At 52.6% G+C, this 17467-nt stretch carries 14 protein-coding genes, 3 tRNA genes and 3 rRNA genes; 7 read left to right on the top strand and 13 right to left on the bottom strand.

What is annotated here, in order from left to right; genetic code table 11:
- Positions 1–27 precede the first annotated feature (27 nt).
- Positions 28–891 carry an HTH-type transcriptional activator IlvY gene (gene ilvY, locus N7E60_RS13690; RefSeq protein WP_069590338.1) on the top strand — a complete coding sequence of 288 codons (864 nt, stop codon included), beginning with the start codon at positions 28–30 and terminating at the stop codon, positions 889–891.
- Between the two features lie 78 nt (positions 892–969).
- Here ilvY and N7E60_RS13695 read toward each other — a convergent pair.
- The 6 genes from N7E60_RS13695 to N7E60_RS13720 form a co-directional block, all read right to left on the bottom strand.
- A tRNA-Asp gene (locus N7E60_RS13695) sits at positions 970–1046 on the bottom strand.
- 59 nt (positions 1047–1105) lie between these two features.
- Positions 1106–1221 (bottom strand): 5S ribosomal RNA (rrf, locus tag N7E60_RS13700).
- Between the two features lie 115 nt (positions 1222–1336).
- Positions 1337–4224: ribosomal RNA gene (locus N7E60_RS13705) — 23S ribosomal RNA — on the bottom strand.
- A gap of 253 nt (positions 4225–4477) precedes the next feature.
- Positions 4478–4553, bottom strand: a tRNA-Ala gene (locus N7E60_RS13710).
- Positions 4554–4592: 39 nt separating this feature from the next.
- A tRNA-Ile gene (locus N7E60_RS13715) sits at positions 4593–4669 on the bottom strand.
- Positions 4670–4740: 71 nt separating this feature from the next.
- Positions 4741–6295: ribosomal RNA gene (locus N7E60_RS13720) — 16S ribosomal RNA — on the bottom strand.
- The 16S, 23S and 5S rRNA genes sit together here with 3 tRNA genes alongside, the layout of an rRNA operon.
- A 607-nt stretch (positions 6296–6902) precedes the next feature.
- Between N7E60_RS13720 and N7E60_RS13725 the strand changes: the two genes are divergently transcribed.
- Positions 6903–7442, top strand: a complete 540-nt coding sequence (locus N7E60_RS13725) for a gamma carbonic anhydrase family protein (RefSeq protein WP_077458123.1) — start codon at positions 6903–6905, stop codon at positions 7440–7442.
- On the opposite strand, the gene N7E60_RS13730 is transcribed toward N7E60_RS13725, so the two are convergent.
- The 3 genes from N7E60_RS13730 to hemF are packed head-to-tail and all read right to left on the bottom strand — an operon-like array spanning position 7439 to position 9441.
- Entirely contained in the window at positions 7439–7699 is a 261-nt protein-coding gene (locus N7E60_RS13730; RefSeq protein ID WP_269597764.1) for a DUF1488 family protein, read from the bottom strand. The genes N7E60_RS13725 and N7E60_RS13730 overlap by 4 nt on opposite strands.
- Positions 7696–8520 carry a shikimate dehydrogenase gene (aroE, locus tag N7E60_RS13735; RefSeq protein WP_269597765.1) on the bottom strand — a complete coding sequence of 275 codons (825 nt, stop codon included), beginning with the start codon at positions 8518–8520 and terminating at the stop codon, positions 7696–7698. Before aroE ends, N7E60_RS13730 begins: the two co-directional genes overlap by 4 nt.
- Positions 8521–8523: 3 nt before the next feature.
- A complete protein-coding gene (gene hemF, locus N7E60_RS13740; RefSeq protein ID WP_269597767.1) occupies positions 8524–9441 on the bottom strand; it encodes an oxygen-dependent coproporphyrinogen oxidase in 918 nt (305 codons plus the stop codon).
- Positions 9442–9619: 178 nt separating this feature from the next.
- Between hemF and purE the strand changes: the two genes are divergently transcribed.
- Together purE and N7E60_RS13750 are read left to right on the top strand one after the other, a co-directional pair.
- On the top strand, positions 9620–10102 hold the full coding sequence (gene purE, locus N7E60_RS13745) for a 5-(carboxyamino)imidazole ribonucleotide mutase (protein WP_069362358.1): 483 nt from the start codon (positions 9620–9622) through the stop codon (positions 10100–10102).
- A gap of 4 nt (positions 10103–10106) precedes the next feature.
- Complete coding sequence (locus tag N7E60_RS13750; protein WP_167314960.1) at positions 10107–11255, top strand: 5-(carboxyamino)imidazole ribonucleotide synthase; 1149 nt, start codon at positions 10107–10109, stop codon at positions 11253–11255.
- Here N7E60_RS13750 and N7E60_RS13755 read toward each other — a convergent pair.
- From N7E60_RS13755 to N7E60_RS13770, 4 genes are read right to left on the bottom strand one after another with little or no spacing between them, the layout of a single operon-like run.
- Positions 11252–11809: a DNA topoisomerase family protein gene (locus N7E60_RS13755; protein ID WP_269597768.1), complete on the bottom strand. Its 558-nt coding sequence runs from the start codon at positions 11807–11809 to the stop codon at positions 11252–11254. The two genes, N7E60_RS13750 and N7E60_RS13755, sit on opposite strands and share 4 nt — an antisense overlap.
- A gap of 28 nt (positions 11810–11837) precedes the next feature.
- Positions 11838–12311: a DUF494 family protein gene (locus N7E60_RS13760; protein ID WP_096630346.1), complete on the bottom strand. Its 474-nt coding sequence runs from the start codon at positions 12309–12311 to the stop codon at positions 11838–11840.
- 2 nt (positions 12312–12313) lie between these two features.
- On the bottom strand, positions 12314–13423 hold the full coding sequence (gene dprA / locus N7E60_RS13765) for a DNA-processing protein DprA (protein WP_077458109.1): 1110 nt from the start codon (positions 13421–13423) through the stop codon (positions 12314–12316).
- The gene (locus N7E60_RS13770) at positions 13413–14474 is read right to left on the bottom strand and encodes a LysM peptidoglycan-binding domain-containing protein (protein ID WP_269597770.1); all 1062 of its coding nucleotides are present in this window, start codon (positions 14472–14474) and stop codon (positions 13413–13415) included. Before N7E60_RS13770 ends, dprA begins: the two co-directional genes overlap by 11 nt.
- A gap of 117 nt (positions 14475–14591) precedes the next feature.
- On the opposite strand from N7E60_RS13770, the gene def reads away from it, so the two are divergent.
- The 3 genes from def to rsmB all read left to right on the top strand — a co-directional run bounded on the left by def (position 14592) and on the right by rsmB (position 17455).
- A complete protein-coding gene (def, locus tag N7E60_RS13775) occupies positions 14592–15104 on the top strand; it encodes a peptide deformylase (RefSeq protein ID WP_077458105.1) in 513 nt (170 codons plus the stop codon).
- Between the two features lie 7 nt (positions 15105–15111).
- Complete coding sequence (gene fmt, locus N7E60_RS13780; protein ID WP_077641437.1) at positions 15112–16056, top strand: methionyl-tRNA formyltransferase; 945 nt, start codon at positions 15112–15114, stop codon at positions 16054–16056.
- Positions 16057–16171: 115 nt separating this feature from the next.
- Positions 16172–17455 (top strand): 16S rRNA (cytosine(967)-C(5))-methyltransferase RsmB, encoded by a 1284-nt coding sequence (rsmB, locus tag N7E60_RS13785; RefSeq protein ID WP_269597772.1) that lies wholly within the window; start codon positions 16172–16174, stop codon positions 17453–17455.
- Positions 17456–17467: the final 12 nt, after the last annotated feature.

A 17467-nucleotide genomic window follows, 5' to 3' on the forward strand; every position in this document is an offset into this window, starting at 1 on the left:
ACATTGCAGTTACAGCAACAATAAATTATGAATGCAAAGCAACTCACAGGCTTTCTCCACCTCTGTGACACCAAAAGCTATACCCGAGCCGCACAAGCAATGCACGTCAGCCCTTCTGCGCTGAGCCGAATCATCCAACGTCTCGAAGAAGATATTGGTCAGCCGCTGTTTATTCGCACCAATAAAGCGGTCGATCTCACCCCAGCAGGTAAAACGCTGCTTCCCGTCGCACGCGATATCCTGCAGCTTTGGCACACCACGAAGGCCAGTATCAATGAACATGCCTCTTTGCTCGGCGGCAAGCTCACGCTCTTTTGTTCAGTCACGGCAAGCTATAGCCATTTACCTGAGCTCCTCGCGCGGTTTCGTCAACAATACCCAAATATCGAGCTACAACTGCTGACCGGCGACCCCGCTCAAGCAGAAGAGAAAGTGCAAGATAATAGTGCCGACATCGCTATTGCCGCTAAACCCAAGCGCTTGTCATCTAGTTTGGTGTTTCAACCGATTGATACAGTCAGTTTGTCGGTTATCGCGCCAGCAATGGCCAGCAGTGGCATTGATCTACAAGCCATTGACTGGCAACACACACCGTTAATCTTGCCCGAAGCAGGGACAGCGCGCGAACTCGCTGATCAATGGTTGACCAGTAAAGGTATCGAGCCAAACGTCTACGCACAAATAGCAGGCCACGAGGCGATTGTCAGTATGGTGGCATTAGGCTGTGGTATTGGTGTGGCGCCAGATGTGGTGATTGATAACAGCCCAGTAAAAGACAAGGTTGAGCGCTTACGTCAAGAAATTGTGCAACCTCTCGAACTGGGCCTTTGTTGTAAAGCTTCCCGCGCAAAAGAGCCTTTACTCAACGCCCTACTCGATGTCATGCGATAAACACAAAAAGCCCCAACACAATGATGCTGGGGCTTAAACGCAAAAAACCCCAGCTTTTCAGCTAGGGTTTCTAAGTAGTGGCGGAGTGGACGGGACTCGAACCCGCGACCCCCGGCGTGACAGGCCGGTATTCTAACCAACTGAACTACCACTCCGCACCAATTCTGTATGATTAAAGGCTTATATCTCTTTGCTTTAATCAATTGTATTCAAAGCCTGGCGATGTCCTACTCTCACATGGGGAGACCCCACACTACCATCGGCGCTGCTTCGTTTCACTACTGAGTTCGGCATGGAGTCAGGTGGGTCCAAAGCGCTATGGTCGCCAAGCAAAATTTGGTGTGTCTTCACTTTTCAGTCAAAACACGTATCTAGAAAGCTGTTTCGTTCTCGCCACAATCAACTGGCTTATTTCGAGTCCAACCCAAAACCTCTTGGGTGTTGTATGGTTAAGCCGCACGGGCAATTAGTACAGGTTAGCTCAACGCCTCACAGCGCTTACACACCCTGCCTATCAACGTCGTCGTCTACGACAACCCTTTAGAGAGCTCGAAGCTCTAGGGATGACTCATCTCGGGGCCAGCTTCGCGCTTAGATGCTTTCAGCGCTTATCTGTGCCGAACTTAGCTACCGGGCAATGCGTCTGGCGACACAACCCGAACACCAGCGGTTCGTCCACTCCGGTCCTCTCGTACTAGGAGCAGCTCCCCTCAATCATCCAACGCCCACGGCAGATAGGGACCGAACTGTCTCACGACGTTCTAAACCCAGCTCGCGTACCACTTTAAATGGCGAACAGCCATACCCTTGGGACCGACTTCAGCCCCAGGATGTGATGAGCCGACATCGAGGTGCCAAACACCGCCGTCGATATGAACTCTTGGGCGGTATCAGCCTGTTATCCCCGGAGTACCTTTTATCCGTTGAGCGATGGCCCTTCCATTCAGAACCACCGGATCACTATGACCTACTTTCGTACCTGCTCGAGCCGTCACTCTCGCAGTTAAGCGGGCTTATGCCATTGCACTAACCTCACGATGTCCGACCGTGATTAGCCCACCTTCGTGCTCCTCCGTTACTCTTTGGGAGGAGACCGCCCCAGTCAAACTACCCACCAGGCACTGTCCTCACCCCAGATAATGGGGCTAAGTTAGAACATCAAACATACAAGGGTGGTATTTCAAGGATGGCTCCACAGCAACTGGCGTCGCCGCTTCAAAGCCTCCCACCTATCCTACACATGTAGGCTCAATGTTCAGTGCCAAGCTGTAGTAAAGGTTCACGGGGTCTTTCCGTCTAGCCGCGGGTACACAGCATCTTCACTGCGATTTCAATTTCACTGAGTCTCGGGTGGAGACAGCGTGGCCATCATTACGCCATTCGTGCAGGTCGGAACTTACCCGACAAGGAATTTCGCTACCTTAGGACCGTTATAGTTACGGCCGCCGTTTACCGGGGCTTCGATCAATGGCTTCTCTTGCGATAACCACATCAATTAACCTTCCGGCACCGGGCAGGCGTCACACCGTATACGTCATCTTTCGATTTTGCACAGTGCTGTGTTTTTAATAAACAGTTGCAGCCACCTGGTATCTGCGACTGCCCATAGCTCCATCCGCAAGGGACTTCACCGTGGGCAGCGTACCTTCTCCCGAAGTTACGGTACCATTTTGCCTAGTTCCTTCACCCGAGTTCTCTCAAGCGCCTTGGTATTCTCTACCCGACCACCTGTGTCGGTTTGGAGTACGGTTGCTACTTACCTGAAGCTTAGAGGCTTTTCCCGGAAGCATGGCATCAATGACTTCACCACCTTGGTGGCTCGACATCGTGTCTCGGCCTTGATTTCCCGGATTTGCCTAAGAAATCAGCCTACGCACTTGAACCTGGACTACCATCGCCAGGCCCACCTAGCCTTCTCCGTCCCCCCATCGCAGTAAGCAGCAGTACGGGAATATTAACCCGTTTCCCATCGACTACGCCTTTCGGCCTCGCCTTAGGGGCCGACTTACCCTGCCCCGATTAACGTTGGACAGGAACCCTTGGTCTTCCGGCGAGGAGGTTTTTCACCCCCTTTATCGTTACTCATGTCAGCATTCGCACTTGTGATACCTCCAGCATGCCTCTCAGCACACCTTCAACGGCTTACACAACGCTCCCCTACCCAATATCCATAAGGACATTGCCGCAGCTTCGGTGTATCGCTTAGCCCCGTTACATCTTCCGCGCAGGCCGACTCGACCAGTGAGCTATTACGCTTTCTTTAAATGATGGCTGCTTCTAAGCCAACATCCTGGCTGTCTGAGCCTTCCCACATCGTTTCCCACTTAGCGATAACTTTGGGACCTTAGCTGGCGGTCTGGGTTGTTTCCCTCTCCACGACGGACGTTAGCACCCGCCGTGTGTCTCCCGGATAGTACTTACTGGTATTCGGAGTTTGCAAAGGGTTGGTAAGTCGGGATGACCCCCTAGCCTTAACAGTGCTCTACCCCCAGTAGTATTCGTCCGAGGCGCTACCTAAATAGCTTTCGGGGAGAACCAGCTATCTCCGAGTTTGATTGGCCTTTCACCCCTAGCCACAGGTCATCTCCTAACTTTTCAACGTTAGTGAGTTCGGTCCTCCAGTTGATGTTACTCAACCTTCAACCTGCCCATGGCTAGATCACTCGGTTTCGGGTCTAATGCTAGCAACTACACGCCCAGTTAAGACTCGGTTTCCCTACGGCTCCCCTATGCGGTTAACCTTGCTACTAACATTAAGTCGCTGACCCATTATACAAAAGGTACGCGGTCACCCCACAAAGGAGGCTCCCACTGCTTGTACGTAGACGGTTTCAGGTTCTATTTCACTCCCCTCACAGGGGTTCTTTTCGCCTTTCCCTCACGGTACTGGTTCACTATCGGTCAGTCAGGAGTATTTAGCCTTGGAGGATGGTCCCCCCATGTTCAGACAAGATATCACGTGTCCCGTCCTACTCGTTTTCACGACTAAGGCGCTGTCGGTTACGGGGCTATCACCCTTTATTGCCAGGTTTTCCAACCTGTTCACCTAACGCCTAAGCCGCTTAAGGGCTGCTCCGGGTTCGCTCGCCGCTACTGCCGGAATCTCAATTGATTTCTTTTCCTTCGGGTACTTAGATGTTTCAGTTCCCCGAGTTCGCCTCTTAGCGCTATGTATTCACGCTAAGATACCTGCTTATGCAGGTGGGTTTCCCCATTCGGAAATCCCAGACTCAAATGGCTTTTACTGCCTTATCTGGGCTTATCGCAAGTTAATACGTCCTTCATCGCCTCTGACTGCCAAGGCATCCACCGTCTACGCTTAGTCACTTAACCATACAACCCCAAAAGGTCTTGTATGAAAACAACTAAGGTTTTGTTTTTGCCGGACTCAAAATAGAGACTTTGCTTATCACTAAGACAAAGCCCAAGCACACTTGATTGTGTGAGTGACATTTCTGTCACTGATTGAGAACTTTACTGTCATTCTTTAAGAATGACTTGTCAGCTTTCCAGATTGTTAAAGAGCATGGGTTTGCCATCAGGCAAGCCACTTTTTAAAGATTCTTAAGGAAAAACCTTTAAAGAGTGGTGGAGCTAAGCAGGATCGAACTGCTGACCTCCTGCGTGCAAAGCAGGCGCTCTCCCAGCTGAGCTATAGCCCCACATTGATATTGCTTTGACCAACACATTTGGGGATGTGTTGGTGGGTCTGAGTGGACTTGAACCACCGACCTCACCCTTATCAGGGGTGCGCTCTAACCACCTGAGCTACAGACCCATCATAAGCAATGATGCTCTCTTTAATTTTGACCGTGCAATCTGTGTGAACACTCGCAAGAATAGCGTCAGTAAGGAGGTGATCCAGCCCCAGGTTCCCCTAGGGCTACCTTGTTACGACTTCACCCCAGTCATGAACCACACCGTGGTAAACGCCCTCCCGAAGGTTAAGCTATCTACTTCTGGTGCAGCCCACTCCCATGGTGTGACGGGCGGTGTGTACAAGGCCCGGGAACGTATTCACCGCAGCATTCTGATCTGCGATTACTAGCGATTCCGACTTCATGGAGTCGAGTTGCAGACTCCAATCCGGACTACGACAAACTTTAAGGGATTCGCTTAACATCGCTGTCTCGCTGCCCTCTGTATCTGCCATTGTAGCACGTGTGTAGCCCTACTCGTAAGGGCCATGATGACTTGACGTCGTCCCCACCTTCCTCCGGTTTATCACCGGCAGTCTCCCTGGAGTTCCCGACATTACTCGCTGGCAAACAAGGATAAGGGTTGCGCTCGTTGCGGGACTTAACCCAACATTTCACAACACGAGCTGACGACAGCCATGCAGCACCTGTCTCAGCGCTCCCGAAGGCACGCCTCTATCTCTAAAGGATTCGCTGGATGTCAAGAGTAGGTAAGGTTCTTCGCGTTGCATCGAATTAAACCACATGCTCCACCGCTTGTGCGGGCCCCCGTCAATTCATTTGAGTTTTAACCTTGCGGCCGTACTCCCCAGGCGGTCTACTTAATGCGTTAGCTCCGAAAGCCAAAGTCTTAAACCTCAGCCTCCAAGTAGACATCGTTTACGGCGTGGACTACCAGGGTATCTAATCCTGTTTGCTACCCACGCTTTCGCATCTGAGCGTCAGTCTTTGTCCAGGGGGCCGCCTTCGCCACTGGTATTCCTTCAGATCTCTACGCATTTCACCGCTACACCTGAAATTCTACCCCCCTCTACAAGACTCTAGCCTGCCAGTTTCAAATGCGGTTCCGAGGTTGAGCCCCGGGCTTTCACATCTGACTTAACAAACCGCCTGCATGCGCTTTACGCCCAGTAATTCCGATTAACGCTTGCACCCTCCGTATTACCGCGGCTGCTGGCACGGAGTTAGCCGGTGCTTCTTCTGCAGCTAACGTCAAGCAATGCACGTATTAAGTACACTGCCTTCCTCACTGCTGAAAGTGCTTTACAACCCGAAGGCCTTCTTCACACACGCGGCATGGCTGCATCAGGGTCTCCCCCATTGTGCAATATTCCCCACTGCTGCCTCCCGTAGGAGTCTGGGCCGTGTCTCAGTCCCAGTGTGGCTGATCATCCTCTCAAACCAGCTAAGGATCGTCGCCTTGGTAAGCCTTTACCTTACCAACTAGCTAATCCTAACTGGGCCCATCCCAACGCGATAGCTTACATGTAGAGGCCACCTTTGGTCCGTAGACATTATGCGGTATTAGCCGTCGTTTCCAACGGTTATCCCCCTCGTCAGGGCAGGTTCCCAGCCGTTACTCACCCGTCCGCCGCTCGACGTCCAGTAAATCCACCGAAGCTTCAATACTGCCGTTTCCGCTCGACTTGCATGTGTTAGGCCTGCCGCCAGCGTTCAATCTGAGCCATGATCAAACTCTTCAATTAAAGTTTTTTCGAAACCGAAGTTTCAGCTCAATGAATACTGATTACTGTTTATCTCCGAAGAGAAAAACGAATTGACTGTGCCGAATAACTAAAAGTTATCGTTTGGTCACTCAGTTCATCGAATAAATCTTTTTGTCTATTCTCAACGAGTGCCCACACAGATTGCATAGGTCAAATTGTTAAAGAGCGTTGACTTGCGAAGCGTTGCTTCGCTCGGTCAGGGCTGCGTATATTACTCGCCTTGCCGATGAAGTCAAGAAGAAATTTTATCTTTTTGTTGATGCCAACCGGCGAAAACAAAACGTCTTCTTGACTCCCCTAACACGTTGTCCGCGTTAAGTAGGTGGGCTATCTTAATCATTTAAAAACTGACGTCAAGCGTTTATTTTTATTTGATTTTTTGCCCCGACATGGCCGCTGAGCGCTTGCCCTGTGTGCCGTGTCGATGGGGGCGCATTATAGGGAAGCTGATCAGATTGGCAACCCCTTTTTAGTGGTTTTTTAGAAAAAAACTGTCACTCGCTGTTTTTTTGCTCGCTAGGGTGTAAAACTGGTACCAAAGTCAGCGTTATCTGACATTGTATAGCGATATAAAGAGGGATTTGTGATGGCAAAACAGTTGCGCGCTTATAAAGGCATGATGCCTCAGCTGGGCGAACGCGTCTATATTGATGAATCCAGTGTATTGGCTGGCGATATTACGCTAGGCGATGATGTGAGTATTTGGCCGCTGGTTGCGGCACGTGGTGACGTGAACCATATCCAGATTGGCGCACGGACCAATGTGCAAGATGGCTCCGTCCTTCATGTCACCCATAAAAATGCGGAAAACCCAAATGGTTACCCGCTGATCATTGGTGAAGAAGTGACAATCGGCCACAAGGTCATGTTACACGGCTGCCGGATTGGCAACCGAGTTCTAGTGGGAATGGGGACGATTATTCTTGATGACGCTGTCATAGAAGATGAAGTGCTGATTGGCGCTGGCAGTTTAGTCCCACCAGGAAAACGCTTAGAGAGCGGCTACCTTTATGTTGGCTCACCGGTCAAACAGGTCCGCCCCCTCACTGACAAAGAGCGTGCTTATTTTGCCCGCTCAGCGCAAAACTATGTCGACACCAAAGACATCTACCGCTGCGAGCACTAGATCACCAAGCTGCCATCGGGTTCAAACGCTTCTGATTCGATGGCCGCTTCCATTTGCTCTTCAATATCAAACCATACCTGTTCGACGATCGCCTGCGCATTATCCGTGTCCACCGCACAGCCGGCGAGCGTAGATAAGGTGGTAAAGCGGACAGCGCATGTTAGCAATGCACCATTAAGCTGGCCGTAAAAACAAACACGGGCCTTTGCCGTATCGACCTGCGCTTCGTCCGCAGCCAGAATAAGGGACTGATTCATCGATTGAGTGCCTCTCTTAACTGCTCGCGCACACGTTCGGTTTGTGGCCGACAGCCGCGCCATATAGCAAAGCTTTCCGCCGCTTGTTCCACCAGCATGCCCAAGCCGTCTAAACACCGCCCTGCTCCTTGGCGTTGCGCCCATTGGTTGCTGGTTGTGCTGCCAGCTTGATACACCATGTCATAGACAGTGGTCGCTGGGCCAATCGCTCCTTGCGGGAGAGGGGGATAGCTTTGATGTAAGCTTGCCGAGGTCGCATTAATGATCACATCAACAGGCGCCGCCACAGGTTTATCCACGGCATGACTGGCGATCGGTCCGGCCTCACCAAATGCAGCGGCTAATTGCTGGGCTTTTTGCTCGGTGCGATTGACAATCATCAGCGATGCTGGCACTTGCTCCAGTAAAGGAAGCAACACACCCCGTGCGGCACCGCCCGCTCCCACGACTATAATGCGCTTATCGCGCAGTGTCACATGGTGGTGGTGTAAGTCCGTCACCAAACCGGCGCCATCGGTGTTATCACCTAGTAGAGAGCCATCGCTTTGCTTAACCAGCGTATTCACGGCACCGGCGCGGCGGGCACGCTCTGTCAGTGTATCAGCCCAATCATACGCTTGCTGTTTAAAAGGCACGGTCACATTGGCGCCGCGCCCTCCTTGCGCAAAAAACGCCTGCATGGTGGTCACAAAGCCTTCAAGCGGCGCCTCAATGGCTTGATAGTCGATGTCTTGTTGGGTTTGCGTCGCAAATGCGGCGTGGATCTGCGGCGACTTACTGTGGCCAATCGGGTGGCCTACCACGCAATAACGATCGGTCATTGGTTACCACTCCCTCGGTTTAAGGTAGTCGCGATAGAGTCTCGCTTCCGGTGCATCTTCATCAGGTGACCAATTGTATTCCCAGCGCGCCATCGGCGGCATCGACATCAGAATAGATTCGGTACGCCCACCACTTTGTAAGCCAAATAGCGTGCCTCTGTCATACACCAAGTTAAACTCGACATAGCGTCCGCGGCGATAAAGCTGAAAATCGCGTTCTCGCTCACCATAAGGCGTGGCTTTGCGGCGCTGTACTATCGGCAGGTAGGCATCGATAAAGCCTTTTCCAACCGCTTGAGTGTAGGCAAAGCACTGTTCGAATGGCCATTGGTTCAAATCATCAAAGAAAAGCCCGCCGACGCCACGGGTTTCATCACGGTGGGGCAGATAAAAATAGCGATCACACCATGCTTTGTGATCAGCGTACACGCTATCACCAAAGGGCGCACATAAGGCTTTGGCGGTCTGATGCCAGTGCTGGCAGTCTTCCTCGAACGGATAGAAAGGTGTGAGGTCAAAGCCGCCGCCAAACCACCACACAGGATCTGCACCTTCTTTTTCGGCAATGAAAAACCGCACGTTTGCGTGCGAGGTCGGCACGTACGGGTTATGAGGATGGATCACTAACGACACTCCCATGGCCTCAAAACAGCGCCCGGCAAGCTCTGGACGGTGCGCGGTCGCCGAGGCAGGCATTTGATCGCCAAATACGTGCGAGAAGTTCACTCCTGCTTGCTCAAATACTTGGCCCTGACGCAGGACGCGACTGCGGCCACCGCCCCCTTTCTCACGCTCCCACGCATCTTCAAAAAAACGCGCTTGACCATCTTCTTGCGCAAGCTGTTGGCAAATATCATCTTGAAGCTGGAGGAAAAAAGCCTTCACGGCTTGCTTATCAATTGTCGACTGACCGTGTGCCACGCTCACATCCTTTGTTACTGAGACTATGTGCTTACTTTACCTGATCCACGCACTGGGATCTTGACGGAATTTCATCCCCCACCGCTGACGCAAACGTTTTCCTTGCGATGAAATCTGGGTATAATTCGCGTCACGCTCAGCTTATCTTATTCACGCTTGTCATCAAGAAGGACGTATTATGACTGTCGGTATCATCATGGGCTCGCAATCCGATTGGCCTACCATGACACATGCAGCGGCTATGTTGGATCACTTTGCCATCCCTTACGAAACCCGTATTGTCTCTGCCCATCGCACACCACAGTTACTTGCCGACTACGCCCAACAAGCGGCCGAGCGCGGGATTAAAGTGATTATTGCCGGCGCCGGTGGTGCCGCCCATCTGCCTGGGATGACCGCCGCACACACCAGCCTGCCGGTGCTCGGCGTTCCGGTCCAGTCAAAAGCATTAAAGGGAATGGACTCATTGCTTTCTATTGCTCAAATGCCCAAAGGTGTGGCTGTGGGCACGCTCGCCATTGGTGACGCAGGCGCCGCGAATGCAGGCCTCCTTGCGGCACAAATTCTCGCAACGGCCGACCCTGATTTGATGGCAAAAGTGGATGCGTTTCGCCAAGCGCAAACTGAGGCCGTTCTCGCTCAACCCAACCCACAAGGCTAAGGCCATGAATATTCTGGTGTTAGGCGCGGGACAACTGGCTCGGATGATGGCCTTGGCCGGCGCACCGCTCAATCTTATCGTCAGCGCCTATGATGTGCGTAGTGGCGACATTATTCACCCACTGACGCTGCAACCACTGGGGCACGGCCTCAATACGGCCATCGCTGGCGCAGATATTATTACCGCGGAATTTGAGCATATCCCCGCTGATATCTTGCACCAATGCGAGCAAAGCGGGAAGTTACGCCCCAGTGCTCAGGCGATTCTAACCGGTGGCGACCGCCAAATTGAGAAAGCCCTGCTGATGCAAGCAGGCGTCGCCAATGCGCCATACCGAGTGGTGTATACACAGGCTGATTTAGAAAAGGCGGTCGACGCACTGGGGGCACCCTTGGTCCTCAAAAGCACCTTGGATGGTTATGACGGCAAAGGACAGTGGCGCTATCGTGACGGCGATGATCTTCACGCATTATGGGCCGAGCTCGACGCCTTTCTTAGCGCGCCAGAGCAACGCGATGGCCAAGCCATCATTGCCGAAGCCATGATCCCCTTTGACCGAGAAGTGTCACTGATTGGTGTGCGTGGCGCGAATGGTGAATTTGCCAGTTATAGCCTGACCCAAAACCACCACCATGATGGGATATTAACCTTGTCTGTGGTGCGCCCGGATGAGCATGCCTTGCAAACACAGGCCGCGGACATGTTGGAAAAGATAGCCAGCGCGCTTAACTATGTGGGGGTGCTTGCGGTGGAATTCTTTGATGTAGACGGCAGCTTGCTGGTGAACGAGATAGCGCCTCGGGTGCACAACTCCGGTCACTGGACACAGCAAGGTAGCGCGTGTTGCCAATTTGAAAACCACCTGCGCGCCGTCAGCGGCTTACCCCTTGGCCCGACCGATTTAATCCAGCCAACAGCGATGATTAATATCTTAGGCCAAGGCAGTGTCCCGCTTGCGACCTATCGTGATGCCCATGTGCATTGGTATAACAAAACGCCTCGTCCGGGGCGCAAAGTGGGCCATATTAATGTCACGGCCACATCGAACGCAGCGCTTGCCACCAAGTTAGCCAGCCTCGCCAGCTACCTCCCCGACGATGCTTTTCACGGTTTAAAGTCGGCTGCCTTGGCTCTCGCCGCGCAAACCGATTAACCCTCGCTTTCCGATTCTGCAGCCGGTTCACCTTGAATCGCGCTGCAGGGTTTGTCGGCACATTGATGCACCGTCTTACCGCCTTTCTTGCGTTCCACCAGTAGCGCAAAGCCACATTGCTCGCAGGTGCCGGCTATCGGTTGTGCGTTTACCGCAAAATGACACTTCGGGTATTGGTCACAGGCAAAAAAGCGCTTGCCGTAACGCGAGGTGCGCTCCACCAGCTCACCTTTGTGGCAGGCAGGGCAAGTGAGGGTAGTATGATCCGGTTCATCCGGTTTCTCGATATGCGTACATTGCGGGAACTGATCACAGCCAATAAACATACCGAATCGACCTTGGCGTAACACCAATTCTCCCTGATGACACGCCGGACAAACCACGCCAAGGGCTTTTACTACATGGCCATCGCCATGATGTAACGCTTTGGTATAGTGGCAGTCTGGGTAGGCCGTACAGGCCAGAAACGGGCCTCGTTTGCCCGATTTAAACGCAAGAGCGCTGCCACATTCCGGGCAGCGCTCATGGGTATTCGGGGTGTTATCTTTACTCATTCACACCTTTTAGTGTCATTGATAAGCGTTAGTGCACGTATCCTTCTTGTGCGTCGTACAGCATTTCTTCCATCTGTGTATACGCACGTTCGTTACCGGGCACGTTAAACAGCACCATCAAAATGACCCATTTTAGGTCATCAAGACAGAATTCTTGGGTCTCGAGCTCCATCACCCGATCGATGACCATTTCACGCGTTTCCGGTGAAAGTACCCCAGCTTGCTCCAAGAATAAAAGGAAGCCTCGGCTTTCTTGGTCGATAAAGCGTGTTTCTTGCTCGGTATAGATTCGGATCGAGCTTTGGGCACTGCCTGATAGGTAAGGCTGTTTATCCGCATTTTGCAACTGTGCCAGCTTTTCAAGCCAGTTCAGGGCTTTATATATATCGTCTTGATGAAAACCCGCACGGGACAATTCATCTGCTAACTCGTCCTGATCGATCATCACTTCCACATCGCTATGGATGTAGGTTTCGAACAGGTACATAAGAATGTCCATCATGGCTAGCCCCTCCTCGTTCTGACATAGCCACCGGGTACTGCTGCTACAAGCCCCTGGAGTTCTAAGTCTAACAACTGCATCATGATTTCGTGAACCGGTTGGTTGCAGCGCTCAGCCAGTACGTCGACACACGTCGCTTTAGTACCTACGTTAGCCAACAGCTCAGGAAATGGCAATCCTTCATGTGTATCTAACTTAGGCGCGTCACTAAATAATTCGGTTTGTTGACACGCGGCGAAGCTTATCAGGCTATCAATTTCATGCAAGATATCATCGACACAGTCTGTGAGTGTGGCCCCTTGTTTAATCAATTGGTGGCACCCACGCGACTGGACTTGGTCAATGGGCCCAGGAATCGCAAACACATCACGATTTTGCTCAAGTGCATAACGTGCCGTGATCAGCGACCCACTTTGTGGCGCGGCCTCTACCACTAATACGCCTGCCGACAACCCACTGATCAGTCGATTGCGCCGCGGAAAGTGCTCAGCCCTTGGCGGAGCCTCTGGCCAGAACTCTGAGACCAGTGCGCCTTGTGCTTCAATCCGCTCAGCCAATGCGCGATGTCGTGCAGGATACACATTGGCAAGCCCGCTTCCTAGCACTGCTAATGTCTTGCCGTGGCCTTCAAGAGCGCCTTTGTGTGCTCGGCCATCGATACCTAGCGCAAGCCCACTGGTAATCGCAACACCATGCTCAACCAATTGTTTAGCAAATTGATACGCCGTTTCTAAACCTTGCGGGGTCGCGTGACGACTGCCCACCATCGCCAATTGAGGCATCGCCAAGCAAGTCAGATCGCCTTGCACATACAAGAGCAAAGGCGGCCGTGCGATTTCTCGGAGTAATGCAGGGTAAGCTGGGTGGTCAAAGCCAATCAGGTGGCAATTCTCTTGCCTCGCCCACTCAAGGCTGCGCTCAATCATGGCATGATTGGGATGCGTGACGGCCTGACACTGCTCAGCGGTTAAACCAACCGCGGCAAGATCATGAGCAGTTTGCTCACTCAACGCATCGATGGGCACTTTGGCCAACAGCGCGCGTCGCTGCGAAACGCGCAACCGCGGAACTTGGGTCAGTATCAACCACCCTCGCAGGGATTTATCGCGCATAGGCCAGTTGAGGGGACGGTGGCACCGCATGCATGCCGGCTTTGATCGGCTGACGCGCTTGCGTGATCACCGCCAAACTTACCCACGGATAAGCCCGAACCACCATGGTTTGTCCCACCGTCACATCAGGCAAGGCGGTCATAGGCTGCGCAGTACTGTCACTTGCGTTTTGATAGCGATACTCACCAGGGCCATTTAATACGTTGGCACCAGCTTCAGTGACAGTAAACATTTGCCCGGCAGTCACGCCATCATTGGCGCCTTTATCAAGTACCACAAGCTGACCATTCGCGACATACTCACTGCCATACAGATGCCCCAATAATGTGGCATCAGTTTGAGCCGCTTGGGGCCAAAAACGCGGATGCGTGTTCTCGGGCAAAGGTAACAAGACATCATTGGGGCGCACTTCCTGAACCACCCGTGTCAATGTCATCACACTGCGGCCTTCACTTCGCGCACGAATACGCCCATCAGCCACATGTTTTAAGCTCACCATCGCGGTAGGTTCGGCGCTAGCCTCTGACGGCGCAGGGCGTAAAAAGGTTTTCTCAACCCGAAACACTTGCCAATCCTTAACACTCAGGGACGCATCCACATATAGGGTATCGTGTACTGACAGATATTGACGTCCATCCGTCGAGCCAAGGACGCGAGGCAGCGCCACCAAACGCGCCTTTTCAACCAGTATGTCCTGCTGTAAATACGGCAGCAGCACAGGATCCACACTGCTCAGCGCTGGCGTGTTGGGCGTATCTCCCTTTGCTGCAATCGCACGTCTGGGCTTATAGCTAACGGTCGGTTTTCCCGCTTGCCATGTGAGGGTGAGCACATCGCCGGGATAAATAAGATTGGGATCCTTTATGGCCGGATTTGCGTACCACACTTCAGGCCATTGCCAAGGGTTATCGAAAAAGGCAGCGGCGATATCCCACAGGGTATCCCCTCGCTCAACCACATATCGCTGACTCTCGGCGGGGCCGGCTGCCAGTACTGGTAGCGCGATAGCCAATAGCCCAGCGGCGGCGAGATTGAATAGCTTTCTTGTCATCAATGTCTTCCTCACCAGACGGATGATGCTGATGCTGTCAATTGGCTGTCAAAATGTCTAGAATTAACCCAATTACCCCGTGCCGCTTTCGGCACAGTTCAATTTTTATGAGACGTTATGGCTTTATTGAACGTATTAACATTCCCAGATGAGCGTCTTCGCACCGTCGCCAAGCCGGTGGAAGCAGTGACGCCTGAGATCCAAAAAATGGTCGACGACATGCTCGAGACCATGTACGACGAAGACGGTATTGGCCTAGCGGCGACCCAGGTGGACTTTCACCAACGCATTGTAGTGATCGATATCTCAGAAACCCGCGATGACCCTATGGTGTTAATTAACCCAGAGATCATCGAAAAACGGGGTGAAGACGGTATCGAAGAAGGGTGCCTGTCCGTACCGGGTTCCCGTGCCTTAGTGCCACGTGCCGCCGAAGTGACTGTGAAAGCGTTAGACCGCGACGGCAATCCATATCAGTTTGATGCTGACGATCTGTTGGCCATTTGTGTCCAGCATGAGCTTGACCATTTAGAAGGTAAGCTGTTTGTTGACTACCTCTCGCCATTGAAGCGTCAACGCATCAAGCAGAAGATGGAAAAAATCAAACGCGCTAACCAAAAAGCAAGCTGAGGTCACTTTGAGTACACCGCTGCGTATTGTATTTGCGGGCACGCCGGATTTTGCCGCGCGCCATTTGCAAGCCCTGCTCAACAGCGAGCATGAGGTGATTGCGGTTTATAGCCGCGAAGATAAACCGGCAGGCCGAGGCAAGAAGCTCACGGCAAGCCCAGTGAAAAAGCTCGCGCTTGAGCATGACTTACCCGTGTATCAACCCCGCACGCTGCGTGATGAACAAGCGCAAGCGGAACTGGCAGCCTTAAACGCTGACGTGATGGTGGTGGTCGCTTACGGGCTGATCCTGCCCAAAGCAGTACTGGATACACCGCGATTGGGCTGTGTGAATGTCCACGGCTCTATTTTGCCACGTTGGCGCGGCGCCGCGCCAATTGAGCGTGCCGTGTGGGCGGGCGATACCGAAACCGGTGTCACTATCATGCAGATGGACGAAGGCCTTGATACCGGCGATATGCTAAAAATCGCCACGCTGCCTATCGAAGAAACCGATACCAGTGCCAGCTTGTATACGCGTTTGGCAGAATTGGGGCCCCAAGCCTTGATTGATTGTCTCAATGACATGGCCAACGGCATTATTCTTGCCGAGCCACAAAACGATGCCAAAGCCAACTATGCCGAGAAGCTGACCAAGCAAGAAGCCAAAATTGATTGGACACAAGATGCTGCGTTTATCGGACGCTGTATTCGCGCCTTTAATCCACGTCCAGTCAGCTACTTCACCTTGGGAGAGCAAAATATCAAAGTCTGGCAGGCCAATGTGCTCGACATTGATGTCGACGCCACACCTGGCACGGTGATCAATACCGACAAGCACGGTATTCAGGTTGCTACCGGCAAAGGTGTACTCCAGCTAACACAGCTTCAGCCTCCCGGTAAAAAAGCCATGCAAGCCCATGAGCTGCTCAACGCGCGCCGTGAATGGTTTGAGATAGGTACACAGCTATAATGAACACGGTTTACCGTGTCATCGTCATTCAAAGGCCAGTCCACTGGCCTTTTTTATTGGTTAACGCCCCTTGGTGGCATACTACTCGCCACTTGGCTGCAATGTAGGTAACAGCATGAATGTAAGAGCCGCGGCTGCCCGCGTTCTGTATCAAGTTGTCGATCAGGGTCAGTCCCTGTCACAACAACTGCCTTTAGCCCAGCAACGTATCGCACCGCGTGACGCGGCCTTATTACAAGAGATGTGTTATGGCACCTTACGTTGGTTGCCACGCCTTGAGCAAATCGTGCAATCCTTGATGGATAAGCCACTGAAAGGCAAACAACGTGTCTTTCATCACCTCATTCTGGTCGGCTTGTATCAATTAGGTTATATGCGCATCCCAGCGCATGCTGCGGTGGCTGAAACCGTGAACGCCACCCAAACACTCAAGCGCCCTCAACTTCGTGGATTGATCAATGCCATCTTGCGTCAATATCAACGCGAGCAAACCACGTTAGATGAAGCCAGTACCGCCAATGCCGCCGGCGAGTTTTGCCACCCCAGTTGGCTACTCAAGCGGTTACAAGAAGCCTATCCCGAGCAATGGCAAGCGATTGTCGCGGCCAACCATCAAAAAGCGCCCATGTGGCTGCGGGTTAATCGTCAGTACCATCGCCCTGATACCTATCTTGCACTACTCAAAGAAGCGGGCATTGATGGAGAGTGCTTCGTTGAGGCTGGTGATGCGATCAAATTAGCCAAGCCGTGCGATGTCTCGCGCTTACCAGGGTTTGACCAAGGTTGGGTATCCGTCCAAGACGCCGCTGCCCAGCTCGCGGTCGACTACCTGACCCCGCAAGCAGACGAGACGATTCTTGATTGCTGTGCGGCACCGGGCGGAAAAACCTGTCATATCTTAGAGCACCAACCTAGCGCACACGTGACCGCGATTGATGCCGATGCGCAAAGATTGAGCCGCATCAAAGAGAACCTTGCCCGACTGGGGCTTAATGCCACGGTGAAACAAGCCGATGCTCGCGAGCCCAGCACTTGGCATTCAGGCCCCGCGTTTGACCGTATTTTGCTTGATGCACCCTGTTCGGCAACCGGTGTGATCCGTCGCCACCCCGACATCAAATGGTTACGCCGTGATAGCGACATTGCCGCCCTCGTCACGCTCCAAGCGGCAATCTTGGATGCAATGTGGCAGCAGCTTAAGCCGGGCGGTACTCTTGTGTATGCAACCTGTTCTGTTTTACCTGATGAAAATCGCCATCAAATCCGTGATTTTCTCGCTCGTACACCAGATGCCAACTTACGCACCGGCTCGTCAGAAGTACCGGGACGTCAGATTTTACCTGGAGAGCAAGACATGGACGGCTTTTACTACGCATGCTTGGAAAAGTTACTGACCTAAGTGCCAAGCAGG

The sequence above is a fragment of the Salinivibrio proteolyticus genome (assembly GCF_027286365.1).
In the GTDB taxonomy this organism is placed as follows: domain Bacteria; phylum Pseudomonadota; class Gammaproteobacteria; order Enterobacterales; family Vibrionaceae; genus Salinivibrio; species Salinivibrio proteolyticus.